Raw genomic sequence first — 20951 nt, forward strand, 5'->3', positions numbered from 1 at the left:
CTTGCCGAACTCAGCAGTGAAACCGTTCAGCGCCGATGGTAGTGTGGGGCCTCCCCATGCGAGAGTAGGACATCGTCAGGCATCAATACGCAGAAAACCCGGCCAAGCGCCGGGTTTTTTGTGTGCGCGTAAGGTTTGTGTGCAGAATTTGTGTAAAGTTTTCTGCCTGATTCTGTCCGGGCGTGTCACCACTCGATCGGCTTGCCATCCCAGTCCCAGAAACTGCCGGTATCTTCCGGGGTGCGCGCTGCCATAACGTCAATCAGGCACTGCGCCACAAACGCCGGTGAGAACAGCTTGCCTGGCGGCACCCGGGTTTGGAACGGCTCGGAAAGCGGCGTATTGGTCGTGCCGGGGTGCAAACATAGCACAATAGATGCCTTGTTCAGGCGGGCCAGTTCAATGGATGCCGTTTTCATCAGCATGTTGTGTGCGGCTTTACTGGCCCGGTAGCTATACCAGCCGCCAAAGCCGTTATCACTGATGGAGCCGACGCGCGCTGACAGGCTCGCAAAAATTGCAGGATGTTTTCCCTTAAGAGAAGGCTTGAGTGCTGCCAGAAGCAATATAGGCGTTGAGGCGTTCACGTGCATCAAATGAGCCAGCGCATCGGCACTAAGCTGCTCCAGGCGCTTTTCCGGATGTATATCAAGAGACTCATCGTGTAGCGTGCCAATCGCATTGAACAGCAGGTGCACAGGTTGACCGTCAAGGTGCTCTCGTAACGCCTTGCGATCATTTTGTTGCGTCACATCCAAAGCGAGCGTCGTCACGCGCGCATCGTGATGATCCAAAGAAGGCGTGGTAGAGCGGCTGACTGCAATGAGCCTACCCAGCTGGGGAGACGCGAGCAGGGCTTTGGCTATGGCGTTTCCGATACCGCCGCTGGTACCGGTGACCACCGCGGTATAGGCGTCAGGTAGGTGGCTAAACATGCTGTTCCTTAATAAAAACGCTACATTTCCGTTATTATTGAAGCTCTTTGTTTAGCATCTGTCCAGTTTAGTGCGGTTTCAGGCTATGCTGAAAGCGTCAGGCTGAGGCGCTGATTCTTCCTGACTGAGCACTATTGCGGCCGTCAGGCGTGTAGAGCGTTTTCTCGGCAAGCCGGTGTATATAATCGAGCATACGCTGGTTGTGTGTCATGCGCAGCGAAACCATCTGACCGACCTGCTCGTTCATGCGTGCGACGCGCTCGCTTTTTTCCAGCAGCGCCTGCCAGCTGCGAGCGCAGCCGGCATCCGTTGCCGATTGCCGAGCGCCGTCGGGGCTATCCGGATAGCCGAGCCGCTTTTGTACGCTGTGCCGCAGCGTTTCCATGCTCTCAAGCTCGGCGAGCAGCGTTTGTTTATCCTCGGCAATACGGGCCAGACGGCTACCGTCAATGTGGCCCTGTGTCAAAAGGCTCCGTTCGTGTTCCATCAGGGCGATCAGCTTATCCAAACGTGTTTGCTGATCGGAAAGCAGACGAGCAAGGCTCATGGATCCATCTCCTGTCGTAGTCTGTGTGCCCTGCGGTTATTGCGTGTCAAGGCTGTTGATGAGTCCTTCGGCAATGCGCTCGGCGTGTATTTCGAGTTTTCCATCGCGGATGGCCGAACGTATTTCTTCGACTCTAAGCGTATCGATGTCTTGTGTCGTATCAACGTGCTGCTGTCGAATATGAGACACGCCCGACGACGGCGGCTGAGAGGCTGCGGATGCCTCTCGCTGGGCCTTTTGAGGCTCACCGCGCTGCGGGGCCTGGCCGGGGCTGGGCGGTATGTTGATATGGCTGATTTTCACGCTGTGTGCCTCCCGTTAACGGTCATGGCGCCGGGGCGCCAGCTATCTCAGCGTATCGGCTAAGCGGGTGAAAACTTTAGTGCCAAATTCAAAAACCAATGGCCAGCCGGCCCTCACCGACTACGCGGGCATTGAGGATTTCGCGTCGTGCCAGGCGCACGCGAATGGTCTCCCCTTGACTGCCGTCTTCCATGGCCTTGCCTTCTCGGGTGACGCGAAACCCTTTGCCCTGGGCCATAACCGTGACGGCATCGCCGCGCCTGATCAGTAGCGGAGCGCGAACGTCCTGCTGTTGAAAGCTGCTGCCGCGGCGAATTGGACGACGCGCCTCTTTACCCACAACCTCCTCCACGGTGATGAGCGTGCGTGAGGAAAGATCGCCGAGATTGCCGGACTGTTTGCGGACCAGCCCTTTTGTGAGACGAGTGCCGCGTGATATGTCCTCAGCTGCAACGACGTATTGACCGATAACATCCACTTTTGCCTGCACGTAGCGTACTTGGCGATGCTGCGAGCCACAGCGTACACCCACGGTAACCCGGCCTAGAGGCGACCTGTCGGCATCAGGAAGGAACGGTTCAGGGTTTACGCAGGCAGGCAGATGAGGAGACGGAGGGCGCACTTCAATCATGATGTCGTCGCCCAGCGTGCGAGCGCGCTGATGGAGAAACTGCTGTATATCCTGCATCAGCGCGTCGCTGCTGGCCGATGCCGTGGACGCTGCTAACACAGCGGATGCCGCGAGCACGGTGAATGCCGCAAGACCGTATCCCGTTAAATATGAGAGGATACGGCGCCGGCGTGCGGCTTTCGGAGGCAGCCGGGCGAACAAGGATGGAAGCATAGTGGATGCCAGTTCGTAGAGCGTGTTGGGCTTGGTTTGAACGTGCCGGGGCAGCAGTAGTCGCTAGTATAAGAAAACGCACGGGGAAGCATCGCCTGAAATAATGGTCCAGGAAATGCCTGTTTGATGCTTTGGCGTGACAGAGCAGAGAGTATGGTAGAGCATCAGCAAATTCCGTTTTATTTTTCGAGAGCACCGGGATGATTGATCAGCTTGAGTCTGCCTTTACCTTCCAGCAGCAGGCGCTGTCGCTGCGCAAGGCGCGCCACGACGTATTGGCCGCCAATATTGCCAATGCCGATACCCCGAACTACAAGGCGCGGGATATTGACTTTGCCAGCGAGCTGAAAAAAGCCGGCGAATCTGCCAGCCAGGGCGGCCTGTCGCTTGCGCGGACCTCAGAGCGCCACCTGCCCGGGCAAGGGCAGGCCTGGGGCGGTGCGCAGCAGAGCCGTTTACTCTATCGCATTCCTGATCAGCCAAGCCTTGATGGCAATACGGTGGATATGGACCGTGAACGCTCGGCGTTTGCCGATAACGCCGTTAATTATCGGGTGGGGCTATCCATGATCAACAGCCGCATCCAGGGGCTCAAAAAGGCCATGCAGCCGGAATAAGCCGTTTGAAGACACAGGGAGATCGCAATGTTTTCCGCGTTTGATATTGCCGGCTCGGCGATGAGCGCACAGTCGCAGCGAATGAACGTAACCGCCAGCAACATGGCCAACGCTGACAGCGTAGCCGGCCCTGACGGTGAGACCTACCGCGCCAAGCAGGTGATGTTTGAGACGCAGGCGCAAAACAACCGCTACCAGGTGGGCGGGGTCAAGGTTACGGAAGTCGTCGAAGATACCTCGCCGTTGCGCATGGAGTACATGCCCAATCATCCGGCGGCAGACGAGGAAGGCTATGTTGCCAAGCCCAACGTTGAGCCCGCCCAGGAAATGGTCAATATGATCTCTGCTTCACGTTCCTATCAGGCCAACGTGGAAGTGTTCAACACCAGCAAGCAAATGCTGATGCAAACGCTGCGTCTCGGCCAAGGGTAAACCATGAATATCGATCCGAGTGTTCTCAACAACGTTAATACGCAAAGCGGCGGTCCGAAGCTTAACCAGGGCCAGTCGGGCGAGCTGCGGGAAAGCTTTCTGACCATGCTGATTACTCAGCTGCAAAACCAGGATCCCATGGATCCGATGAAAAACAAGGACATGACCGCACAGCTTGCCCAGATCAATACCGTCAGCGGCATCGAGCAGCTCAACGACACGCTCAACGGCATTACCCAGCAAGTAGATGCCTCACAGATGCTCCAGGCCTCGGGGTTGATCGGCAATGCTGTGCTGGTACCCGGTAATAACGTCAAGGTGAGCACGGGTGAAGAAGGGAAGACCCATACGACGCCGTTCGGTATCGAGCTGGAAAGTCCGGCCAGCCGGGTTGAAGTCACTTTGACCAACCAAAGCGGTGAAGTCGTTGCCACCCGAGAGATCAAAAATGTCAAAGCGGGCGTGGAATCCTTTAGCTGGGACGGCCAGACCGACGGCAAGGAGGCAGCACCGGACGGTGCCTACAACGTTTCGTTGAACGCCTTCAACGCTGACGGTGAAGAAATGCCGTCAACGGCGCTGAACTATGCCCTGGTGCAGGGCGTGACGCCGGCCACCGCCAACGAGGATGTGCGCCTTGATCTGGGCGGCGTCTACGGCCAGGTCGCCATGAACGACATCAAACAGATTCTCTAAACGCCGCGTCGCCGGTACAGGCCGGTACGATTTTGGTTTGAGCTATTTTCAGGGGAAACAAGCATGAGCTTTTCACAGGCACTCAGCGGCCTTAACGCGCAGCGGGAAAAACTTGGTGCCATCGGCAACAACATCGCCAACTCGCAAACCGTGGGCTTTAAAAGCTCTGAGGTGCAGTTTGCCGACGTGTTCGCTCAGTCGCGTATTGGTCTGGGAACGAAAGTTTCCACCACGTTGCAAAACTTCAATCAGGGCAATATCGAATCGTCCGGCCGTAATATGGACTTGGCGATTGCCGGCGATGGTTTTTTCCGTTTTCAGCAGCCCAGCGGTGAAGTCGGCTACTCGCGCAACGGCCAGCTGACGCTGACCGCTGACGGTAACCTGGTGAACGCCCAGGGTGCAAAAATCATGGGTTACAGCGCGGATGCCAACGGCGAAGTGCAGCCCGGCGGAGATGTCGAAGCACTTACCGTTGATTCGAGTGGTCTCGAAGCCAGCGCGACGACAGGCCTAGATATATCGCTCAATCTCGATGCGGGAGAAGGGAAGTTAAAGCCAACATTTACGGCGCAAGATATTGCTAATGGCTTGGACCCTAGCGAATATTCCTTTTCGACCAACGCCACGGTTTACGACTCCCAAGGCAGTGCGCGCAATCTGACGACGTATTTTACCAAAACTGACCCCAACAAGTGGCGAGTGGATGCGCGGATGTCGGGTGGGCCTGAAGGTGCGCCGACCTATGCGTTTTCTGATATTGCTGACGGTCAAGACTTTGATTTCACTACCGACGGCCGTCTAAATCCCGACTTTGAACCTTTTGCCATTGACCTAGACAGTCCGCAGGCGGTGATAGATCCGGATGGGAATACTGCTACTAGTGAGTTCGGCGATACGCTCACGTCTCAGCAGATTGAAGTGGACTTTGCCGGTACCAGCCAATATGCCAATGGCTCCACCGTCAACGATATTAGTCAGAACGGCTACACATCCGGCTCATTGGTAGGCACCACCATTCAGGATGATGGCACCATCATGCGTAACTACTCCAACGAGGAGTCGCGCGCGGCAGGTCAAATTGCCCTGGCGGACTTTCGCAACCCGGAAGGCCTGAAGCCTGAAGGGGATAACCTCTGGTCTGCCACCGGCGCGTCCGGCCAGGAGCTGGTGGGCGTACCCGGCAGCGGCCAGCGCGGGCTGATTGAGCCCGGTGCGGTGGAAACGTCCAACGTCGATATGGCCCAGGAGCTGGTGGACATGATCGTCTCCCAGCGCGCCTATCAGGCCAACTCCAACACCATCAGCACGCAGGACGAGCTGCTGCAGACGATTATCAACCTCTAACGCTGCTGTAGTTTCGAGGAGTCAAGCGTGGATCGGATGCTTTATACCGCCATGAGCGGTGCCAAACACAGCATGGATCAGCAATCGGTGGTGAGCAACAATCTCGCCAACGTCTCGACCACCGGGTTTCGCGCCCAGCTGGATGCCGTACGCTCGGTGCCGGTAATGGGCGAGGGCCGCCTGCCTACCCGCACGTCTGCGGTGACCACCACGCCGGCGACCGATTACTCCCAAGGGCCCCTTGAACGCACGGGGCGCACGCTGGACGTAGCCATGAAAGGTGATGCCTGGATGGCGGTGCAGGCCGAAGACGGCAGCGAAACCTATACGCGTCGAGGAGACCTGCAGATTGACGCCGACGGCATTTTGCTTAGCGTTGGCCGGCCGGTCCTCGGCGATGCCGGCCCGATCAACGTGCCCCAGGGATCGGAAGTGTTTATGGGCTCTGACGGCACGCTGAGCGCTATTCCCAGAGGCTCAGGGCCGGAAGCGCTGGTTGACGTGGGGCGCATCAAACTGGTGACGCCGGCGCCCGGTGAGCTTAACCGCGGCGATGACGGCCTGTTTCGCGCGCCGGAAAACGCCGAAGGCGTTCCGGGCGTTCTGGCGGCCGATGACGAAGCGACCCTGGTCAGCGGCACGCTGGAAGGCAGCAACGTCAGCGCCGTGGACGCCATGGTGTCCATGATCGACGTTGCCCGACGCTACGACATGCAAATGAAGGTGATCAGCACCGCAGACGAGAACGCCCAGCGGGCCAACGCCGTGCTTTCGATGCAGGGCTGATCGGCCTTAATGTAAAGGAATCGTATATGATCAAATCACTGTGGACGGCCAAGACCGGGCTTGAAGCGCAGCAGACCAAGCTTGACGTCATTTCCAACAACCTGGCCAACGTCAGCACCAACGGCTTCAAGCGCTCGCGCCCGGTGTTTGAAGACCTGCTGTATCAGAATATGCGCCAGCCCGGCGCGCAGAACAACATGCAGGATCGGCTGCCTTCGGGCATGCAGGTGGGCACCGGGGTGCGCCCGGTAGCCACCGAGCGCCTGCACACCCAGGGCGGGCTTGAGCAGACCGAAAACTCCCGGGATATGGCCATTGAGGGCAAGGGGTTTTTTCAGGTGCTCATGCCCGACGGCACCACCGCCTATACGCGCGACGGCAGCTTTCAGCTCAATGAGAACGGCCAGATGGTCAACGCCAACGGCTATCCGCTGGAGCCGGCGATTTTTATTCCGGCCAATGCGCTATCGGTTTCCATCGGCGAAGAGGGCATCGTTAGCGTGCGCGAGCCGGGTAATCCGGTAGATAATGAAGTTGGCCAGATTAACCTGACCTCGTTTAACAACCCGACCGGCCTTGAGAGTATCGGCGGCAACCTGTATCTGGAGACCGGCTCATCCGGTGCGCCCAACCAGAATCCGCCGGGCGTCAACGGTACCGGCACGCTGATGCAGGGCTACGTGGAGACTTCCAACGTCAGCGTCGTGGAAGAGATGGTCAGCATGATTCAGACGCAGCGCGCCTATGAAATCAACAGCAAGGCGATTACCACAAGCGATGAAATGCTGGCGCGCTTGAGCCAGCTGTAACGCCATATGTCACGGGTTTTTCTCATCCTGCCCCGACGGTGTTACCGGCCACGTTGGCTGCTTGGCCTGCTCGTTTTCACCATGCTTGTGCTGGGCGGCTGTGCCCAGATACCCCATGCCTCGGTGGTGGGCGAACAGGAGCGTATTGCAGTGGTGGATCGGCCGCCGCCGGTAGCCAACGGCTCTATCTATCAGGTGCGGCAGGGATATCAGCCGCTGTTTGAAGATCGTCGTCCGCGGGCCGCCGGCGATATCCTCACCATTGTGCTGGATGAAGAAGTCAGCGCGAGCAAGAATTCACAGTCCAATGCCGATCGCAGCGGCAGCGCTAGCCTGGAGCTTGATCAGCTGCCCGACGTTTTGGATCGGCTGGCCGAATACGGCTTTGACATTTCCGGGGAAAGCGACTTCACCGGCGGTGGCGGCTCACGTGCCAACAATACCTTTACCGGCACCATCACTGTGTCTGTGCTTGAAGTGTTGAACAACGGCAACCTGCGTGTACGCGGCGAAAAGCAGATCGCCATTAACCAGGGCACCGAATTTATTCGCTTTTCCGGGGTGGTGAACCCGCGCACAGTGACCGCGCAGAACACGGTGCCTTCCACTAAGGTGGCCGATGCGCGCATTGAATACGTCGGCGATGGCTATATCAACGAAGCGCAGCACATGGGCTGGCTGCAGCGCTTTTTCCTCAACGTATCGCCTTTCTAACGCGGATCGGCGCAAGCGGTAGACGAACAGACGGGCAAGCAATGCAACCTGACCTAAAACGACTGAGCCGCGCGTGGCGCCGGCGGTTTCTGCCGCTGTTGGCGCTGGCAATGGCATGTACGGCCCTGGCACTACCGGCCCATGCCGAGCGGATTCGCGAGCTGGCGGGGTTTGCCGGGGTGCGCGATAACCAGCTGACCGGCTACGGCCTGGTGGTCGGCCTGGACGGCAGCGGTGACCAAACCACTCAGGCACCGTTTACCAGCCAGAGTTTGACCAACATGCTCTCCCAGCTGGGGGTCAGCGTGCCGGAAGGCACCAACCTGCAGCTGCGTAACGTTGCCGCTGTTATGGTGACGGCGGACTTGCCACCCTTTTCCCGCCCGGGGCAGCGGCTGGACGTGGTGGTATCTTCCATTGCCAACGCTGACAGCCTGCGTGGCGGTACGCTGCTGATGACGCCGCTGAAAGGGGCCAACGGCGATACCTATGCGCTCGCCCAAGGCAACATGCTGGTAGGCGGCGCCGGTGCTCAGGCCGGCGGCAGCAGTGTTCAGATCAACCATCAGGCCGCCGGGCGTATTCCCGGCGGGGCGCTGGTGGAAAAAGAAGTGCCGCTTAACCTCGGAGCCAACGGCGGTACGCTTGAGCTGCAGCTCAACCAGGCAGACTTCGGCACCGCACAGCGCATGGTGACGGCGATCAACAGTGAATTTGGCCGCGGTGTAGCCTACGCCCGTAACGGCGGCGTGATTGCCCTGGACGGCCCGGCAAGCGATAACGCCCGGGTCAACTTCATGGCGCGGGTGGAAAACGTGCGCGTCACCCCCACCGAGGCGCCGGCCCGGGTGGTCGTCAACTCCCGCACCGGCTCAGTGGTGATGAACAATGCCGTGACGCTGCGCAAGGCAGCAGTAGCGCACGGCAATCTGTCCATCATGATCGATACCCAGTTCGGCGTCAGCCAGCCGAATCCGCTGGGCGAAGGGGAAACCGCCGTTGTTCCCGACACGGATATCGATATCGAGCAGCAAGAGGCCTATCTGCAGACGGTGGAAGGGGCCCAGCTCAACGACGTGGTTAATGCGTTGAACGCGCTGGGTGCGACCCCTACGGATCTGATGAGCATACTGGAAGCGCTTAAAAGCGCGGGCTCTCTGCGTGCCGAGCTGGAGGTAATCTAATGGCCGTGACCCGAAATATGGCCGATCAGTTTGCGCTGGACGTGAAAGGGTTTCAGCGCATGCAGCACACCGCGCGTACTGACCCCAAGGAGGGCGTGAAGGGTGCAGCTCAGCAGTTCGAGGCGCTTTTCGTGCAGATGATGGTGAAAAGCATGCGCGATGCGATTCCCGAATCCGGTCTGGTCAATAGCCAGGCGCTGGACATGTACCAGTCAATGATGGATAAGCAGTGGTCGCAGGTAGTGGCGGACCGCGGCGTCGGCTTGGCCGATGCGCTGGTCGCCCAGCTGGAACGCCAGGGCGCGCTGCCCGGCAGTGCGGATAGCCAACTCCCGGCTGATACCTCATCGCTGATTGCCGGTATTCCGCGAGGGACGCCGCGCGAGCTGAGCGATTCATCGCCGGCGGATAGTACGCAGGCGCGTTTACGCCCCGCTTCGCCCGCAGGCGAAGGGTTTTGGCAAGCGCTGGATGCAGTGCGTCAAACGCCTGATGCGAGGCAAACGGCTGCAGCGAAAAGTGGGGCGCCAGCCGGTGATCACGTACAGCAGTTTATGCAGGCGTTAGACCGGCCGGCACAGGCCGCCAGTGATGCCACCGGAGTGCCGGCGAAGCTGATTTTAGCCCAGGCAGCGCTGGAAACCGGCTGGGGCCGCCACGAGATAACCACCTCCAGCGGGCGCAATAGCCACAACCTGTTCGGCATCAAGGCGGGCACTAGCTGGCAGGGCGATACGACTGCGGTCACTACCCACGAATATATCGACGGTCGCCGCGTTCAGAAGGTAGATACGTTTCGCGTATATGACTCCTTCGAGCACGCTTTTACCGACTACGCTGGCCTTATCGGCAACAACCCCCGCTATGCCGGCGTAGTTAACGCCCCGGATGCCCGGCGCGCGGCGCTGGCGCTGCAGGAAGGCGGCTATGCCACCGACCCGGGCTATGCCGCCAAACTGGTAGCGGTGATGGATACCCTGGGGCCGCTCCCCGGCGATGCCGGCAGGCTGGCGCAGGCACGCTAAGCCACCCCGGCGTTTTGCGCTAACCGTGTCGTAAAGCGTTCAAGTTTGGCCGTAACTTGCCGATAACGGTGGCATCGGCTTAAAGGATTGACATCATGAGCATGTTTTCTACCGGGTTAAGCGGTCTCAACGCCGCGCAAAATGCCCTGCAAACTACCAGCAACAACATCAGCAACGTGTTCACGCCGGGCTATAATCGCGAAATTACCCAGCTGGGCGAAGGCTCGGTGGGCAGCGGCGGCGTGCGCGTTAACGATATCGAGCGCCAGTTCAACCAATACGTGGCAACCCAGCTCAACAGCGCCAAAAGCGAGTCCAGCGCGCTGGAAACCTACGCGTCTCAGGTATCACAAATCGACAACCTGCTGGCGGATCGGGAGGCAGGGCTGGCCCCGCTTATGCAAGGATTCTTCTCCTCACTGGAAGATCTTGCCAGCGCCCCGTCTGACCCGGCCGCCCGGCAGGGTGTGCTGGGTTCAGCGGACACCATGAGCGCCCAGTTTCGCTCCTTCGACGGCTATCTGCAGGATATGCAGGGCAATATCAACGGCCAGATAGAAGACGAAGTCACCCAGATCAACAACGCCACCAAGCAGATTGCCCATGCCAATCGCGAGATTTCACTGGCCCGCGCGCGCACCGGGGAAGCGCCCAACAGCCTGCTGAATCAGCGTGACCGGCTGGTTTCCGAGCTCAACGAGCGAATGGACCTGCGCCTGAACGTCCAAGACGGCAAGACCTATAACGTCAGCCTGCCCAACGGCCAGCCGCTGGTCACCGGCACCGATTCCTTTAAGCTTGAAGCTATGCAATCTGACGCCGATCCCCAGCGTACCGTTGTCGGCTATCGTGACGGCGGCGGTAATCTCGTCGAGCTGGAAGAAGATACCGTGCAAGGCGGCTCACTCGGTGGGCTGATGTCGTTTCGCTCAGAGACGCTGGACAAGACCCAAAACCAGATTGGCCAGCTGGCGGTATCGCTGTCAATGACGTTCAACGAGCAGCACAGGATGGGCGTGGATCTTGACGGCAATCAGGGGGAAAACTTCTTTAACGTCCGCGAGCCCCAAGCGTATAGCGGTTCAAACAATACGGCCAACGTTGACGCAATTCGTTTTGATAACGGCAATATCGACCAGCTGCGTGCCACTGATTACACCGTGACGATGGAAAGCGGTAGCCCTGTTGTGACTCGTAATGATAACGGCGCTGAAGTAGATTCCGAGTGGGATAGTGGTACCAATACGCTGTCCTTTGGCGGTGTTGAAATGACATTCTCCGGTACGCCCGCGGCCGATGATACGTTTGAAGTGCAGCCCGTGCGCCGAGCCGGTGCAGGCATGGAAACCGCCATCGGCGATCTGGACAAGATTGCTGCCGCCCTGGGGCCGGTGCAGCCCATGCCCTACGATCAGGTAGATTTTCAAGGGCAAAGCGAAGACCGGCTGGGTGAAACCGGAGTCATCAATGAAGAGCTGACAAGCGGCGAAATAAAGAAAGGAGTTGAATCAGGTCTTGAGCCCTTCGCATTTATTCCTACGGGAGCAAAAAATGTCACCATTCATCTATACGATCGCGGAGCGGACGACGATATCCAGCTCTTTACCCGAGACGGCAAGCATCTAATAGGCACGCCAGTGGAAGGAACGGATGCTGATCCCTCGGTTTGGGAAGGTAAAGAAACAGACTATACTTGGAAAAATAATGCTGATGGAATTATTATCAAATCAGCAAACGATGTAGAAGAAAATATATTTACCCTCATTAACGGTTTTGATGAAGGAACAAAGTACGATAGCAGCCACCTTCTAAACCGAAAGGATAAGTACTCCGCAGACCTCTCAGATCCTGCAACATCAAATTATGCAGACATGAATTTCACCTATACAGGAGATGGCAACAGATTTGACACTTCCCCTAACGATCTAAGTACAGACACGAACTATCGAGAAGAGAGAGTCAATATTGATGAAGTAAAAGAGCCTCTATTTTTGCTAGTCTCAGGTAACGGTAGATTTGACATCAAGGCCACTTGGGACGATATGCCCGGCACGCCAGGGACCGGCGGCGTGAACGGCGATAGCGGCCCCATCGGCCAGGTACAAGGCCAGCTGGAAGTCAGTGATATTGAGGTCGCTCCGGCCTTCCAGGACATGGACAGCGACTACCGTCCGCCCAGTTTTGCGGTAAAAGCCGCCGACGACGGTTCGCTGAGCCTGGGCTTTTTCGGCGCGGACAGCGACAACAACCTTTTCGTCTCGCCAGATGCCGGCTCGGTGCCAAGCAATCCGCCGCCCGAAGGCGTGTTCAGCGTCTATAAGGAAGACGGCAGCGAGATTGACAACGTACTCTCGGTAAACAGCGGCGGTGCCGACACCCTGGCTCCCGGCGAACGCCTCACCATTAAAGACGACGCCACCGGCAAAACCGTGCTCAGCTTTACCGTGGACCAGCTGCCCACCGGCGGCACCAGCGGGGTGACCTTTACCGGGCGCACCGGCACCACCGGCCCCGGCGACAACCGCAATGCGCTGGCGCTGCAGGATCTGCAAAGCGAGGATCTCGTCGCCGGCAGTGCGACGCTGAGCGGCGCGTACGGTGCGATGGTCAGCGATGTGGGCAACCGCACCAATATTACCCAGGTGAACCTCGAGGCCCGCCAGGGGCTGACCGATCAGCTGGAAGCGGTTCAGCAGTCGGAGTCCGGCGTCAACTTTGATGAAGAAGCCGCCAACCTGGTGAAGTATCAGCAGTTCTATCAGGCCAATGCCAAAGTTATCGATACGGCGTCTTCGGTGATGGATACTATTCTCAACCTGCGCTGATAATCGGGAGTTCACGCTATGCGTATCAGTTCTGTCACGATGTTTGAGCAAAGCGCTGCGTCGATTAACCGGCAGCAGGCGGAGTTCATGAAAGTCAATGAGCAGATGGCCAGCGGCCGCCGGGTGGTCAATCCGTCCGATGATCCGCAGGCCGCTTCTCGCGCCGTGGGCGTGGATCAGTCCCAAGCGGTGACTCAGCAGTATGCTGACGCCCGGGTGTCGGCGCGCAACGCGCTGTCCCAGACGGAAAGCGTGCTCAACAGCGTCAGCGATGCGGTGACCAGTGCCAAGACCCTGCTGGTGCAGGCCTCAAGCGACACGCTAAGCGACGTTGATCGCGAGTCCATCGCCAGCGAAATGCGCGGCATCTACGAGACCATGATCGGCCAGGCCAATGCCACTGACGGCAACGGCCGCTATCTGTTTGGCGGCTATGCCGATAACAAACCGCCTTTCGTCAAGGATGCCGATGGGCAGGTGCAGTACGCAGGCGACAGCAACAATCGCGAGCAGCGCATCGATGCCTCCCGGCTGATGCCGGTGACCTCCAACGGCGAGGATATTTTCCAAAGCGTGCCCAGCGGTGCGGGCTACATTGCCCAGACGCCGCCGATTGATGCTGATGCAGGCACCGGCAACAAGGGCAACGTGACGTTTACCGGGCCGAATACGGCAGACGTTAATGCTGACGGCTACGGCGATAATTTTGAAATCAAGTTCGATGATAACAGCGGTGATATGAATGTTATTGTCAATAACTTGGATGACACGTCGAGCAACCCGGTAGTGGATACAAAATACACGGGCGGCGGTGAAGACGGCCAGACCGTCTCCTTTGGCGGTTTGAATATCACGCTTGAAGGCGAGCCTGCCAGCGGCGATACCGTCGCTGTACAGAAGGCGGGCGGCAGCGAGCATTCAGCGGATCTGTTCAGCACCATGGAAGAGACCATTCGCGTGCTGGAGGCGCCCAACGACAGTCCGCAGGCCAAGGCGGATTTTCGCAATACGGTCAACGCGGCCATGCGTAATCTGGACAATACGCTGGATAACGTGCTGACCGTTCGCGCTTCGGCCGGGGCACGGCTCAACGAGCTGGACGTGGTGGACGGCGTCGGCGCCAATCGCATGCAGAACTACAAGCAGACGCTATCGGATCTGGTCGATCTTGACTACGTCGATACCATCTCCGAGTACAGCCTGCGCCAGGTCGGCATGCAGGCCTCGCAGCAGGCGTTTGCCAATATCAAGAGCAGCTCGCTGTTTGACTATCTGCGCTAGCCCGCCTGGCGCACGCACGGGCCCTGGAACGGGCCTTGGCGTAGTGGCCGGGGCGAGTTCAGCTCACCTGGGCCATCAGCTCGATCAGGCCCTGCATAAAATTCAGCCCCTGGTGGAATAACCGCTCAAGAAAGCGCCCCAGATCGGTCATCAGCACCATCATCAGCGTAAGCCCAACGGTGAGCGAGGTGGGAAAGCCAATGTTGAACACCGTTAGCTGAGGGGCCGAGCGGTTGAGAATACCCAGCGCGAAGTTGATGATCAAAAGCGAGCCGACCAGCGGCAGGGCCAGCAGCATACCCGAAGCAAAAATGGTGCCGGCGTAGCGCGCCAGCAGCTCAAAGGCGTTGGCGTTGAGCGTATCCACGCCGATAGGCAGGGTTTGAAAGCTCATGACCAGCGTTTCCAGCACCATTAGATGGCCGTTGAGGGCCAGAAACATCAGCAGCGTTACCATGTACAGAATGCGCGACAGCACCATGATGTTGGTACCGCTGGCGGCATCGTAAAAGCTGGCAAAAGCCAGCCCCATCTGCAGGCCGATAAACTCGCCCGAGGCCTGGACCACGGCAAAAATGATGTGCATGACCAGGCCAATGGCCAGGCCGATCAGAATTTGCTCGATGATGATGCCGATACTGGTCCAGGACATCAGTGCTACGTCCGGCATGGGCGGTAAAAAAGGCGCAACGGCCACGCACACCAGCGCTGCCAGCCCCACCTTGACCCGGTTGGGCACGCTGGAATGCCCCCATAGCGGGGAGACGGCCATAAAAGCGGTAATGCGCACAAACGGCCAGAAAAACGCGACCAGCCAGCCCTGAAGCTGAGCGAAGGTGACCTCGACCACTGGCTACATCACCATGGAGGGAATATTGGTGAATAGCCGGTGGGTGAAATCCGTGATCAGCCCGATCAGCCAGGGCCCGGCAATAACCAGCACCGCAAAAACGGCGAGAATCTTGGGGATAAACGTCAGGGTCATTTCGTTGATCTGGGTGGCGGCTTGAAAAAGGCTGATCAAAAGCCCCGTCAAAAGCGCTGCCAGCAAAATGGGGCCGGCAAGAAACAGCGTGACGCGCATGCCCTGATAGGCGATGCTCATTACCATTTCCGGGGTCATGGCAAGCCCTCCTCGAGCGGTGAAGCGGCGGCGCTAAATGATATAGAAGCTTTCCGCCATGGAGCCGATAATCAGCTGCCAGCCGTCTACCAGCACAAACAGCATCAGCTTGAACGGCAGCGAAATTGTGATGGGCGGCACCATCATCATACCCAGCGCCATCAGCGTACTGGCGACGACCAGATCAATGATCAAAAACGGAATAAAGATGGTAAAGCCGATCTGGAACGCCGTTTTGAGCTCGCTGGTGACAAAAGACGGCAGCAGCACGCGCATGGGCAGCTCTTCCGGGCCCTGCAGCGGGCCGATATCGGCCAGGCGCACAAACAGAGAAATATCCGGCTCCCGCGTTTGCGCCAGCATGAATTCTCGAAACGGCGCCTGAGCCAGCCGCAAAAACTCTTCCAGCCCGATATTGTCTTCGGTCAGCGGTACCCAAGCGGTGGTGTAGACCTGATCGAGCACCGGCGACATGATGAAAAAAGTCAAAAACAGGGCAATACCGAGCAGCACCTGGTTGGGCGGCGTGGCCTGGGTGCCCATGGCGGTACGTAGAAGGCTCAGCACGATAATGATGCGGGTGAAGCTGGTCATCATCAGCAGCAGGGCAGGCAGAAACGCCAGCGAGCTTAAAAACAGCAGCGTCTGCAGCGACAGCGACCATTTTTGCCCGCCGTCTTCCAGCGGCTGGGTCACTACGCCGGGGATGGACTGGGCCAGCGCCGTGCCTGACAGCGTAAAACCGGCAAGTAGCAGCAAGCAGAGCAGGATGCCGCCGAGTGTCGGGCAGCAGCGCGAGAGACGAGTTGACCGCCTGTACCTGTGGTTCATAGCGAACGTTTGCGGGTTGAGCGAGTGGGAGGCGTCTGGTGTGGATTCGACTTGTGCAGGGCATGGGCAAAGTGCGCAGCGAACCCCGAAGCCGAGGGCGCATCGGGTGCTGCGTCAGGCTGGCGCGGCGGTGCCGGGCACTCGTGAAGCTTGTTGACGCGCCCGCTGCCTACGCCAAGCACCAGCCAGGTGTCGTTAAGCTCGACGATCACCACGCGTTCGCGGCTGCCCACCGCAGCGCTGCCGACGACCTGAAGGCGAGTGCTGTGTGGCTGATAGCGCTTTTGCCAGCGCTTGAGCAGCACGGTGCACACCAGGATGATGGCAATGACCAGCCCCAGCGCTGCCGCCGTCTTGCCCAGGGCGGCCATGCCCAGCAGCGTCTCGCTGCTGCCGACGGCATCCGCGGCGCTGCTTGAGGCGGTATCAGCGTTCATCGGTTGAGCTTATGAATACGTTCGGAAGGCGTAATGATTTCGGTGATGCGAATGCCGTACTTGTCTTCGATCACGACCACCTCGCCCTGTGCGATGAGATAGCCGTTGATCAGGATATCCATGGGCTCGCCGGCCAGGCCGTCCAGCTCCACCACCGATCCCTGTGCCAGCTCCAGCAGCTGCTTGATCGTCAGCCGGGTGCGCCCCAGCTCGACGGTCAGCTTGACCGGAATGTCCATGATCATTTCCAGATCCCGCGAGGTATCGCTGGTCTGTTCACCGCCCAGGGGCGGAAACACGTCGCTGCTGGCTTCCCGCGCCTGGGGCTGCGGCGCTTGCTGGGCTGTGGAATCGTCCTCTGCCGGCTCTTGTTGTTCCGCAGCCTGCTGCTCGGCCATGGCAGCGGCCCAGGGGTCGGCTTCCTCGCCGCTGTCCGGTGCCGCGCCGGCCTGGTCAAACGCCGCATCGGCAGCGTCGTTTTCGCTTACGCCCTGTTCGGACATGGCTGCCGCCCAGTCGTCGTCGGACACGCTCTGCGGGTCGCTAGCATTGTGGCTTTGCGTCGCGGACGGCTCATCAGAGGGCGTCTGATCATCCGGCTTATTGGGATCAGTCATGCGTTGGATTCCTTGGCTTTCTGTCGCGTCGACTTGGCGGTGAAGTCGCTGGGCGATATGTTGTTCATGGCGGCGTGATCAAACATTTTCTGTACGCGCAGGGCGCGCTGCTGGTTCTGGCTGCCAAACTGGCATTCCATGACCGGCACACCGTTAACGTGGGCCGTTACGGTGTCGGGAATGTCGACGGGTAGCACATCGCCCTGTTTGAGCCCCATGACCTGGCCGATGTGGCTGGCAATGTGGGCGAACTCGGCCACCAGCTCGATTTCGGAATGGCGCAGCTCGGCGGCCATGCGCCGATTCCATGAGCCGTCCTGGTCGTGGTTGCTGTCGTTGATCGGGTTGGCCAGCAGATCACGCAGCGGCTCGATCATGGCGTAGGGTATACAGATCTGAAAGCTGCTGGAAAGGTTACCCACTTCCAGGTTGAACTTGGTGTTCACCACGATTTCGTTGGGCGAGTTGGTGATGTTGGCAAACTTGGACTGCACTTCAGAGCGCAGAAAGCTGATATCCAGCGGGTACACGACTTTCCAGGCCTGCTGATAGGCCTCAATGGCCAGGTTGAGCATGCGCTGAATGATGCGCTGCTCGGTGTTGGTGAAATCGCGACCGTCTGACTTGGTGACAAAGCGTCCGTCGCCGCCGAACAGGTTGTCCACCACCATGAACACCAGGCTGGGGGGAAATACCACCAGCGCTGAGCCGCGTAGCGGTTTCAAGGCCACGAGGTTGAGGTTGGTCGGCACCGGCACGTTACGCGAGAAGTCGCTGAAGCTCTGATAGCGCACCGACTCCACGGTAATGTCGGCGCTGCGCCGAATAAGATTGAAAAGCCCGGTACGGAAATAACGTGCAAACCGCTCGTTGATGAAGTCCAGTGCATGCAGGCGTTCGCGAATGACGCGGTGCTGGGTCGACGGGTCGTAAGGGCGTATGCGTGAGGGTTCGCTATCCTGCTGAGCCGATGGTGTCGCCGGCTCATCGTCACCGCTGACCCCTTTCAGCAGGGCATCAATTTCTTCCTGGGACAGTAAATCGTCCTGCGACATGATGGCTCCGGATGGGCGGGATTATTGCACGATAAACTCGGTGAACAGCACTTCGCGAAGATCCAGGGGAGGCTGGTTTTCGGTAAGCGGCTGGCTCAGCCGGTCGATAATGGCGGCAGACAGTTTTTCCTTGCCCTGGGGCGTGGAAAGCTCGCTGGCCTGCTTGTCCGACAGCAGCAGCAGCAGGCGGCTGCGTACCTGTGGCATGTGATCGGCAAGCAGCTTTTTGCTCTGCTCGTCGCCTACGCGTAGGGTAATGCCGGTATACAGCAGGCGAGAACCGCTGCGATCACCGGCCAGATTAACGGTAAACGGCTCGATCTTCTGAAAAATCGGTGATTTTGGCTCGGCGACCTCCTGTGCGGCCGCGCTGGCGTCGGCATCGCCGCCTTTGCTCATGACCATGTAGATGGCAGCGGCTGCCCCGAGCGACGAGAGCACCACCAAAATCACCATGATCCAGAGCAGTTTTTTGGAACCGCCGCTTGCTTCTGCCATATGTATTTCCTGTCTATGTCGTGCGCGAACCGGACATTATGCCCCAGATCTTCGCGCTTGATGAAAGGAACAGGCCCGCCTTGGGAGCCCATCTTTGCGTTTCGTATGCCGGCTTGTATAAAGCAGCAACGCTTTTCACGTTCAGGTATCAAGCATAAAGGTCAACGCGGCCGTCAACGGCTAGCGTTTGTGCGCGGGTCGCCGGCTCAAGGCTCTCCGCTCCTTCGGCATCAGCGCCGCTGCCGGCGGCCGTACCGGGCTGCCCGCCGTTGGCGAAAGCCGGTTCGTCCCCGGATGTCTGTTCGCCCACCGAGGTGTTGCCCAGGGCAATGCCCTGTTCGGCCAGCGCTTCGCGCAGCTGGGGAATGGCCTGTTCAACCACCTGGCGCACCTGGGCGTGCGAGGAGAGGAAATGCGCCTGGGTGCCGCCGTGCTCGCTGACTTTCAGCGAGACGGAAAGCGGCCCCAGCTCGGCCGGATGTATTTGCAGCTGCACCTGCTGTTCGCCGCCGCGCCGGCTGAACTGGGCCAGCTGTTGGCCTAGCTGCTGGGGCCAGGCGGGGCTTCCCAGCGGTGCGGCCACGCTTGCCTGAGCCGGTGCGCCGGCCATGCCGGCGGCGCTATTGCCACCGGCGGACGCCAGTGCACCGGTGAGCGCCTGGGGCGAGGCATGGCCGGCGGCATCGCTGGCGGTGGTCAAGGCCGCGCGTAGCGCCGTGCCGTTCAGGGGCGAGGCAGAAACGCTGATCGCGCCGTCCTGGCTTGTCTGGCTGGCGCTTGCAAGTGCGCTGGCGAGGGCAGCGGTTTCTGCGGGACGACCGGCGAGGGCTGCGGCGTCGCCTGCCTGCCGGGGCTGGCTGTTGCCCTGGGCCAGCAGCGCGTCCACGGACAGGCCGCTGCTCTGCGTCGGCAGCGCTTTATCGCTGCCGCCGGCGGTTTGGGTCATGGCGGCCAGCAGCCCGGCCAGCGGTGCTGCCGGCGAGCCGTCGCCCTCGCTCTGCAGCAGATCGTCCAGCGCCTCGCGCCATTGCGCTGCCTGGCTATCGCTGCCGGCTGACGGGCTGAATTCGGCCAGCAGATCCAGCCGCTGTGCAATATCGTTGAGCTCGGGTGTGTTGCCGGACAAGGCCGGCGCGGCCTGGGGCGTGCCGGGGCTGAGCGTGTCGGCAAGCGTCTGCAGCGCCTGGGCCATTTCAGGGTGTTGACGAATGTGTTCCATCAGCGCCTGTATTTCGCTGCTTTGCCGCTGGGCTTTGCTGAGCCCCAGCGCTTCCAGCTGGCGATCAATGCGCTGGGCGCTAGCGGCGTTGCCCGGGTCGGCAGCCGGACGCGAGCGCTCAAGGTGGCCGGCACCGGACGCCGTTGCCTGGCCCAGCGCCCGGGAAAAGCTGCCGGCCTGTGTGCCTTCTGCGGAGCGGCGTGCGCCCGTTTCGGGCTGCCCCTGCGATGCAGTGTTGGCGAGCAAAGCGTGAAGGTTCATCAGAACTTGCGCGGGATACCCGGTACTTCGAGTGCCGGGAGGAATAGCGCGTCGTGCGCAGCACGACCGGGATTACGCTACCGCCTGTCCCGCTCCTCCCTTGTAGTTGATGGATGGTGTGAGGTGGTAGCCGTAGCCATCACCGCGCTGAATCAGGGTGCAGTATTGGTACGAAATGCCTTGCACTGCCTCTTGCTGGCTTTGGATGTTGAAGCGGCCGGTTTTGCGGACGGCTACACGGCCCGTATGCGTGCCGGCTTTCCTGCCGGCGGGGATGATGGCTTTCACCATGTCGCCGGTCTGAAAACCGTGTACCTGTTTTTGTCGCATCAGGTAGCCTCGAGGGAAACCGTGCCGGGTCAGCCGAGTACGCTGATAGCTGCCGCGCCCGGTGGCCTTGATCGTCAGCGTTGGCACTTGCCATTGGTGCAGGGCGTCCATTGGACCGACGCAAGCGGCATCCAGGGCGTGAGTTTTGGGAATACCGAGGCGCTGGCGGTTGTATTTGGTACGGCCACCCGTGCCGACCGTCACCGGCAAGCCGGTGGCCTTGAGGGCATTAAAC

General features: G+C 59.5%; 23 protein-coding genes, 1 rRNA gene and 1 pseudogene. 12 read left to right on the forward strand and 13 right to left on the reverse strand.

The features are described 5' to 3' along the window. Positions 1-81: ribosomal RNA gene (rrf, locus tag ABD654_RS12190) — 5S ribosomal RNA — on the forward strand; the annotation flags it as partial. Between the two features lie 104 nt (positions 82-185). Here the strand turns inward: rrf and ABD654_RS06240 are convergent. The 4 genes from ABD654_RS06240 to flgA form a co-directional block, all read right to left on the reverse strand. Beyond that, complete coding sequence (locus tag ABD654_RS06240) at positions 186-935, reverse strand: SDR family NAD(P)-dependent oxidoreductase (protein WP_344703348.1); 750 nt, start codon at positions 933-935, stop codon at positions 186-188. Between the two features lie 97 nt (positions 936-1032). Next, positions 1033-1482: a flagella synthesis protein FlgN gene (locus ABD654_RS06245; RefSeq protein ID WP_344703350.1), complete on the reverse strand. Its 450-nt coding sequence runs from the start codon at positions 1480-1482 to the stop codon at positions 1033-1035. Between the two features lie 36 nt (positions 1483-1518). Then, a complete protein-coding gene (gene flgM / locus ABD654_RS06250; protein ID WP_344703352.1) occupies positions 1519-1785 on the reverse strand; it encodes a flagellar biosynthesis anti-sigma factor FlgM in 267 nt (88 codons plus the stop codon). An 88-nt stretch (positions 1786-1873) separates the two neighbouring features. Continuing rightward, the gene (gene flgA / locus ABD654_RS06255) at positions 1874-2515 is read right to left on the reverse strand and encodes a flagellar basal body P-ring formation chaperone FlgA (RefSeq protein ID WP_344703354.1); all 642 of its coding nucleotides are present in this window, start codon (positions 2513-2515) and stop codon (positions 1874-1876) included. Positions 2516-2829: 314 nt separating this feature from the next. Between flgA and flgB the strand changes: the two genes are divergently transcribed. The 11 genes from flgB to flgL all read left to right on the forward strand — a co-directional run bounded on the left by flgB (position 2830) and on the right by flgL (position 14345). Next, entirely contained in the window at positions 2830-3246 is a 417-nt protein-coding gene (gene flgB / locus ABD654_RS06260) for a flagellar basal body rod protein FlgB (protein ID WP_344703356.1), read from the forward strand. 21 nt (positions 3247-3267) lie between these two features. After that, on the forward strand, positions 3268-3678 hold the full coding sequence (flgC, locus tag ABD654_RS06265) for a flagellar basal body rod protein FlgC (protein ID WP_344703392.1): 411 nt from the start codon (positions 3268-3270) through the stop codon (positions 3676-3678). 3 nt (positions 3679-3681) lie between these two features. Next, the gene (locus ABD654_RS06270) at positions 3682-4374 is read left to right on the forward strand and encodes a flagellar hook assembly protein FlgD (protein ID WP_344703358.1); all 693 of its coding nucleotides are present in this window, start codon (positions 3682-3684) and stop codon (positions 4372-4374) included. A 63-nt stretch (positions 4375-4437) separates the two neighbouring features. Then, complete coding sequence (flgE, locus tag ABD654_RS06275; protein WP_344703360.1) at positions 4438-5721, forward strand: flagellar hook protein FlgE; 1284 nt, start codon at positions 4438-4440, stop codon at positions 5719-5721. A 27-nt stretch (positions 5722-5748) separates the two neighbouring features. Continuing rightward, entirely contained in the window at positions 5749-6507 is a 759-nt protein-coding gene (locus ABD654_RS06280; protein ID WP_344703363.1) for a flagellar basal body rod protein FlgF, read from the forward strand. A gap of 26 nt (positions 6508-6533) precedes the next feature. Beyond that, positions 6534-7316 carry a flagellar basal-body rod protein FlgG gene (gene flgG, locus ABD654_RS06285; RefSeq protein WP_344703365.1) on the forward strand — a complete coding sequence of 261 codons (783 nt, stop codon included), beginning with the start codon at positions 6534-6536 and terminating at the stop codon, positions 7314-7316. Positions 7317-7397: 81 nt separating this feature from the next. Then, positions 7398-8030 carry a flagellar basal body L-ring protein FlgH gene (locus ABD654_RS06290; RefSeq protein WP_344703366.1) on the forward strand — a complete coding sequence of 211 codons (633 nt, stop codon included), beginning with the start codon at positions 7398-7400 and terminating at the stop codon, positions 8028-8030. 110 nt (positions 8031-8140) lie between these two features. After that, positions 8141-9214, forward strand: coding sequence for a flagellar basal body P-ring protein FlgI (locus tag ABD654_RS06295; RefSeq protein ID WP_344703368.1), 1074 nt, complete (start codon positions 8141-8143; stop codon positions 9212-9214). Beyond that, positions 9214-10239 carry a flagellar assembly peptidoglycan hydrolase FlgJ gene (gene flgJ, locus ABD654_RS06300; protein WP_344703370.1) on the forward strand — a complete coding sequence of 342 codons (1026 nt, stop codon included), beginning with the start codon at positions 9214-9216 and terminating at the stop codon, positions 10237-10239. Before ABD654_RS06295 ends, flgJ begins: the two co-directional genes overlap by 1 nt. A 95-nt stretch (positions 10240-10334) precedes the next feature. Next, on the forward strand, positions 10335-13064 hold the full coding sequence (flgK, locus tag ABD654_RS06305; RefSeq protein WP_344703372.1) for a flagellar hook-associated protein FlgK: 2730 nt from the start codon (positions 10335-10337) through the stop codon (positions 13062-13064). An 18-nt stretch (positions 13065-13082) separates the two neighbouring features. After that, complete coding sequence (gene flgL / locus ABD654_RS06310) at positions 13083-14345, forward strand: flagellar hook-associated protein FlgL (RefSeq protein ID WP_344703374.1); 1263 nt, start codon at positions 13083-13085, stop codon at positions 14343-14345. A 58-nt stretch (positions 14346-14403) separates the two neighbouring features. On the opposite strand, the gene fliR is transcribed toward flgL, so the two are convergent. The 9 genes and pseudogenes from fliR to ABD654_RS06355 form a co-directional block, all read right to left on the reverse strand. Continuing rightward, positions 14404-15195 carry a flagellar biosynthetic protein FliR gene (gene fliR / locus ABD654_RS06315; protein ID WP_344703376.1) on the reverse strand — a complete coding sequence of 264 codons (792 nt, stop codon included), beginning with the start codon at positions 15193-15195 and terminating at the stop codon, positions 14404-14406. Between the two features lie 3 nt (positions 15196-15198). Further along, positions 15199-15468 carry a flagellar biosynthesis protein FliQ gene (fliQ, locus tag ABD654_RS06320; RefSeq protein ID WP_344703378.1) on the reverse strand — a complete coding sequence of 90 codons (270 nt, stop codon included), beginning with the start codon at positions 15466-15468 and terminating at the stop codon, positions 15199-15201. A 33-nt stretch (positions 15469-15501) separates the two neighbouring features. Next, positions 15502-16299, reverse strand: coding sequence for a flagellar type III secretion system pore protein FliP (gene fliP, locus ABD654_RS06325; protein WP_344703380.1), 798 nt, complete (start codon positions 16297-16299; stop codon positions 15502-15504). After that, the gene (fliO, locus tag ABD654_RS06330; RefSeq protein ID WP_344703382.1) at positions 16296-16736 is read right to left on the reverse strand and encodes a flagellar biosynthetic protein FliO; all 441 of its coding nucleotides are present in this window, start codon (positions 16734-16736) and stop codon (positions 16296-16298) included. Before fliO ends, fliP begins: the two co-directional genes overlap by 4 nt. Beyond that, positions 16733-17353 (reverse strand): flagellar motor switch protein FliN, encoded by a 621-nt coding sequence (fliN, locus tag ABD654_RS06335; RefSeq protein WP_344703384.1) that lies wholly within the window; start codon positions 17351-17353, stop codon positions 16733-16735. The genes fliO and fliN overlap by 4 nt, the downstream gene beginning before the upstream one ends. Then, entirely contained in the window at positions 17350-18408 is a 1059-nt protein-coding gene (fliM, locus tag ABD654_RS06340; protein ID WP_344703386.1) for a flagellar motor switch protein FliM, read from the reverse strand. Before fliM ends, fliN begins: the two co-directional genes overlap by 4 nt. A 21-nt stretch (positions 18409-18429) precedes the next feature. Further along, complete coding sequence (fliL, locus tag ABD654_RS06345) at positions 18430-18906, reverse strand: flagellar basal body-associated protein FliL (RefSeq protein WP_344703388.1); 477 nt, start codon at positions 18904-18906, stop codon at positions 18430-18432. Between the two features lie 148 nt (positions 18907-19054). After that, a complete protein-coding gene (locus ABD654_RS06350) occupies positions 19055-20386 on the reverse strand; it encodes a flagellar hook-length control protein FliK (RefSeq protein ID WP_344703390.1) in 1332 nt (443 codons plus the stop codon). Between the two features lie 72 nt (positions 20387-20458). Next, positions 20459-20951 (reverse strand): annotated as a pseudogene (locus tag ABD654_RS06355) (RNA-guided endonuclease IscB); the annotation flags it as partial.

Source organism: Halomonas cibimaris (genome assembly GCF_039537045.1).
Classification (GTDB): domain Bacteria; phylum Pseudomonadota; class Gammaproteobacteria; order Pseudomonadales; family Halomonadaceae; genus Vreelandella; species Vreelandella cibimaris.

What these genes read in the sequence shown, in the direction of transcription:
- ABD654_RS06240 (WP_344703348.1), bottom strand. Translation starts at nt 935, where the DNA reads ATGTTTAGCCACCTACCTGACGCCTATACCGCGGTGGTCACCGGTACC.
- ABD654_RS06245 (WP_344703350.1), bottom strand. Translation starts at nt 1,482, where the DNA reads ATGAGCCTTGCTCGTCTGCTTTCCGATCAGCAAACACGTTTGGATAAG.
- flgB (WP_344703356.1), top strand. Translation starts at nt 2,830, where the DNA reads ATGATTGATCAGCTTGAGTCTGCCTTTACCTTCCAGCAGCAGGCGCTG.
- ABD654_RS06270 (WP_344703358.1), top strand. Translation starts at nt 3,682, where the DNA reads ATGAATATCGATCCGAGTGTTCTCAACAACGTTAATACGCAAAGCGGC.
- flgE (WP_344703360.1), top strand. Translation starts at nt 4,438, where the DNA reads ATGAGCTTTTCACAGGCACTCAGCGGCCTTAACGCGCAGCGGGAAAAA.
- flgG (WP_344703365.1), top strand. Translation starts at nt 6,534, where the DNA reads ATGATCAAATCACTGTGGACGGCCAAGACCGGGCTTGAAGCGCAGCAG.
- ABD654_RS06290 (WP_344703366.1), top strand. Translation starts at nt 7,398, where the DNA reads ATGCTTGTGCTGGGCGGCTGTGCCCAGATACCCCATGCCTCGGTGGTG.
- ABD654_RS06295 (WP_344703368.1), top strand. Translation starts at nt 8,141, where the DNA reads ATGGCATGTACGGCCCTGGCACTACCGGCCCATGCCGAGCGGATTCGC.
- flgJ (WP_344703370.1), top strand. Translation starts at nt 9,214, where the DNA reads ATGGCCGTGACCCGAAATATGGCCGATCAGTTTGCGCTGGACGTGAAA.
- flgK (WP_344703372.1), top strand. Translation starts at nt 10,335, where the DNA reads ATGAGCATGTTTTCTACCGGGTTAAGCGGTCTCAACGCCGCGCAAAAT.
- flgL (WP_344703374.1), top strand. Translation starts at nt 13,083, where the DNA reads ATGCGTATCAGTTCTGTCACGATGTTTGAGCAAAGCGCTGCGTCGATT.
- fliQ (WP_344703378.1), bottom strand. Translation starts at nt 15,468, where the DNA reads ATGACCCCGGAAATGGTAATGAGCATCGCCTATCAGGGCATGCGCGTC.
- fliP (WP_344703380.1), bottom strand. Translation starts at nt 16,299, where the DNA reads ATGAACCACAGGTACAGGCGGTCAACTCGTCTCTCGCGCTGCTGCCCG.
- fliO (WP_344703382.1), bottom strand. Translation starts at nt 16,736, where the DNA reads ATGAACGCTGATACCGCCTCAAGCAGCGCCGCGGATGCCGTCGGCAGC.
- fliN (WP_344703384.1), bottom strand. Translation starts at nt 17,353, where the DNA reads ATGACTGATCCCAATAAGCCGGATGATCAGACGCCCTCTGATGAGCCG.
- fliM (WP_344703386.1), bottom strand. Translation starts at nt 18,408, where the DNA reads ATGTCGCAGGACGATTTACTGTCCCAGGAAGAAATTGATGCCCTGCTG.
- fliL (WP_344703388.1), bottom strand. Translation starts at nt 18,906, where the DNA reads ATGGCAGAAGCAAGCGGCGGTTCCAAAAAACTGCTCTGGATCATGGTG.
- ABD654_RS06350 (WP_344703390.1), bottom strand. Translation starts at nt 20,386, where the DNA reads ATGAACCTTCACGCTTTGCTCGCCAACACTGCATCGCAGGGGCAGCCC.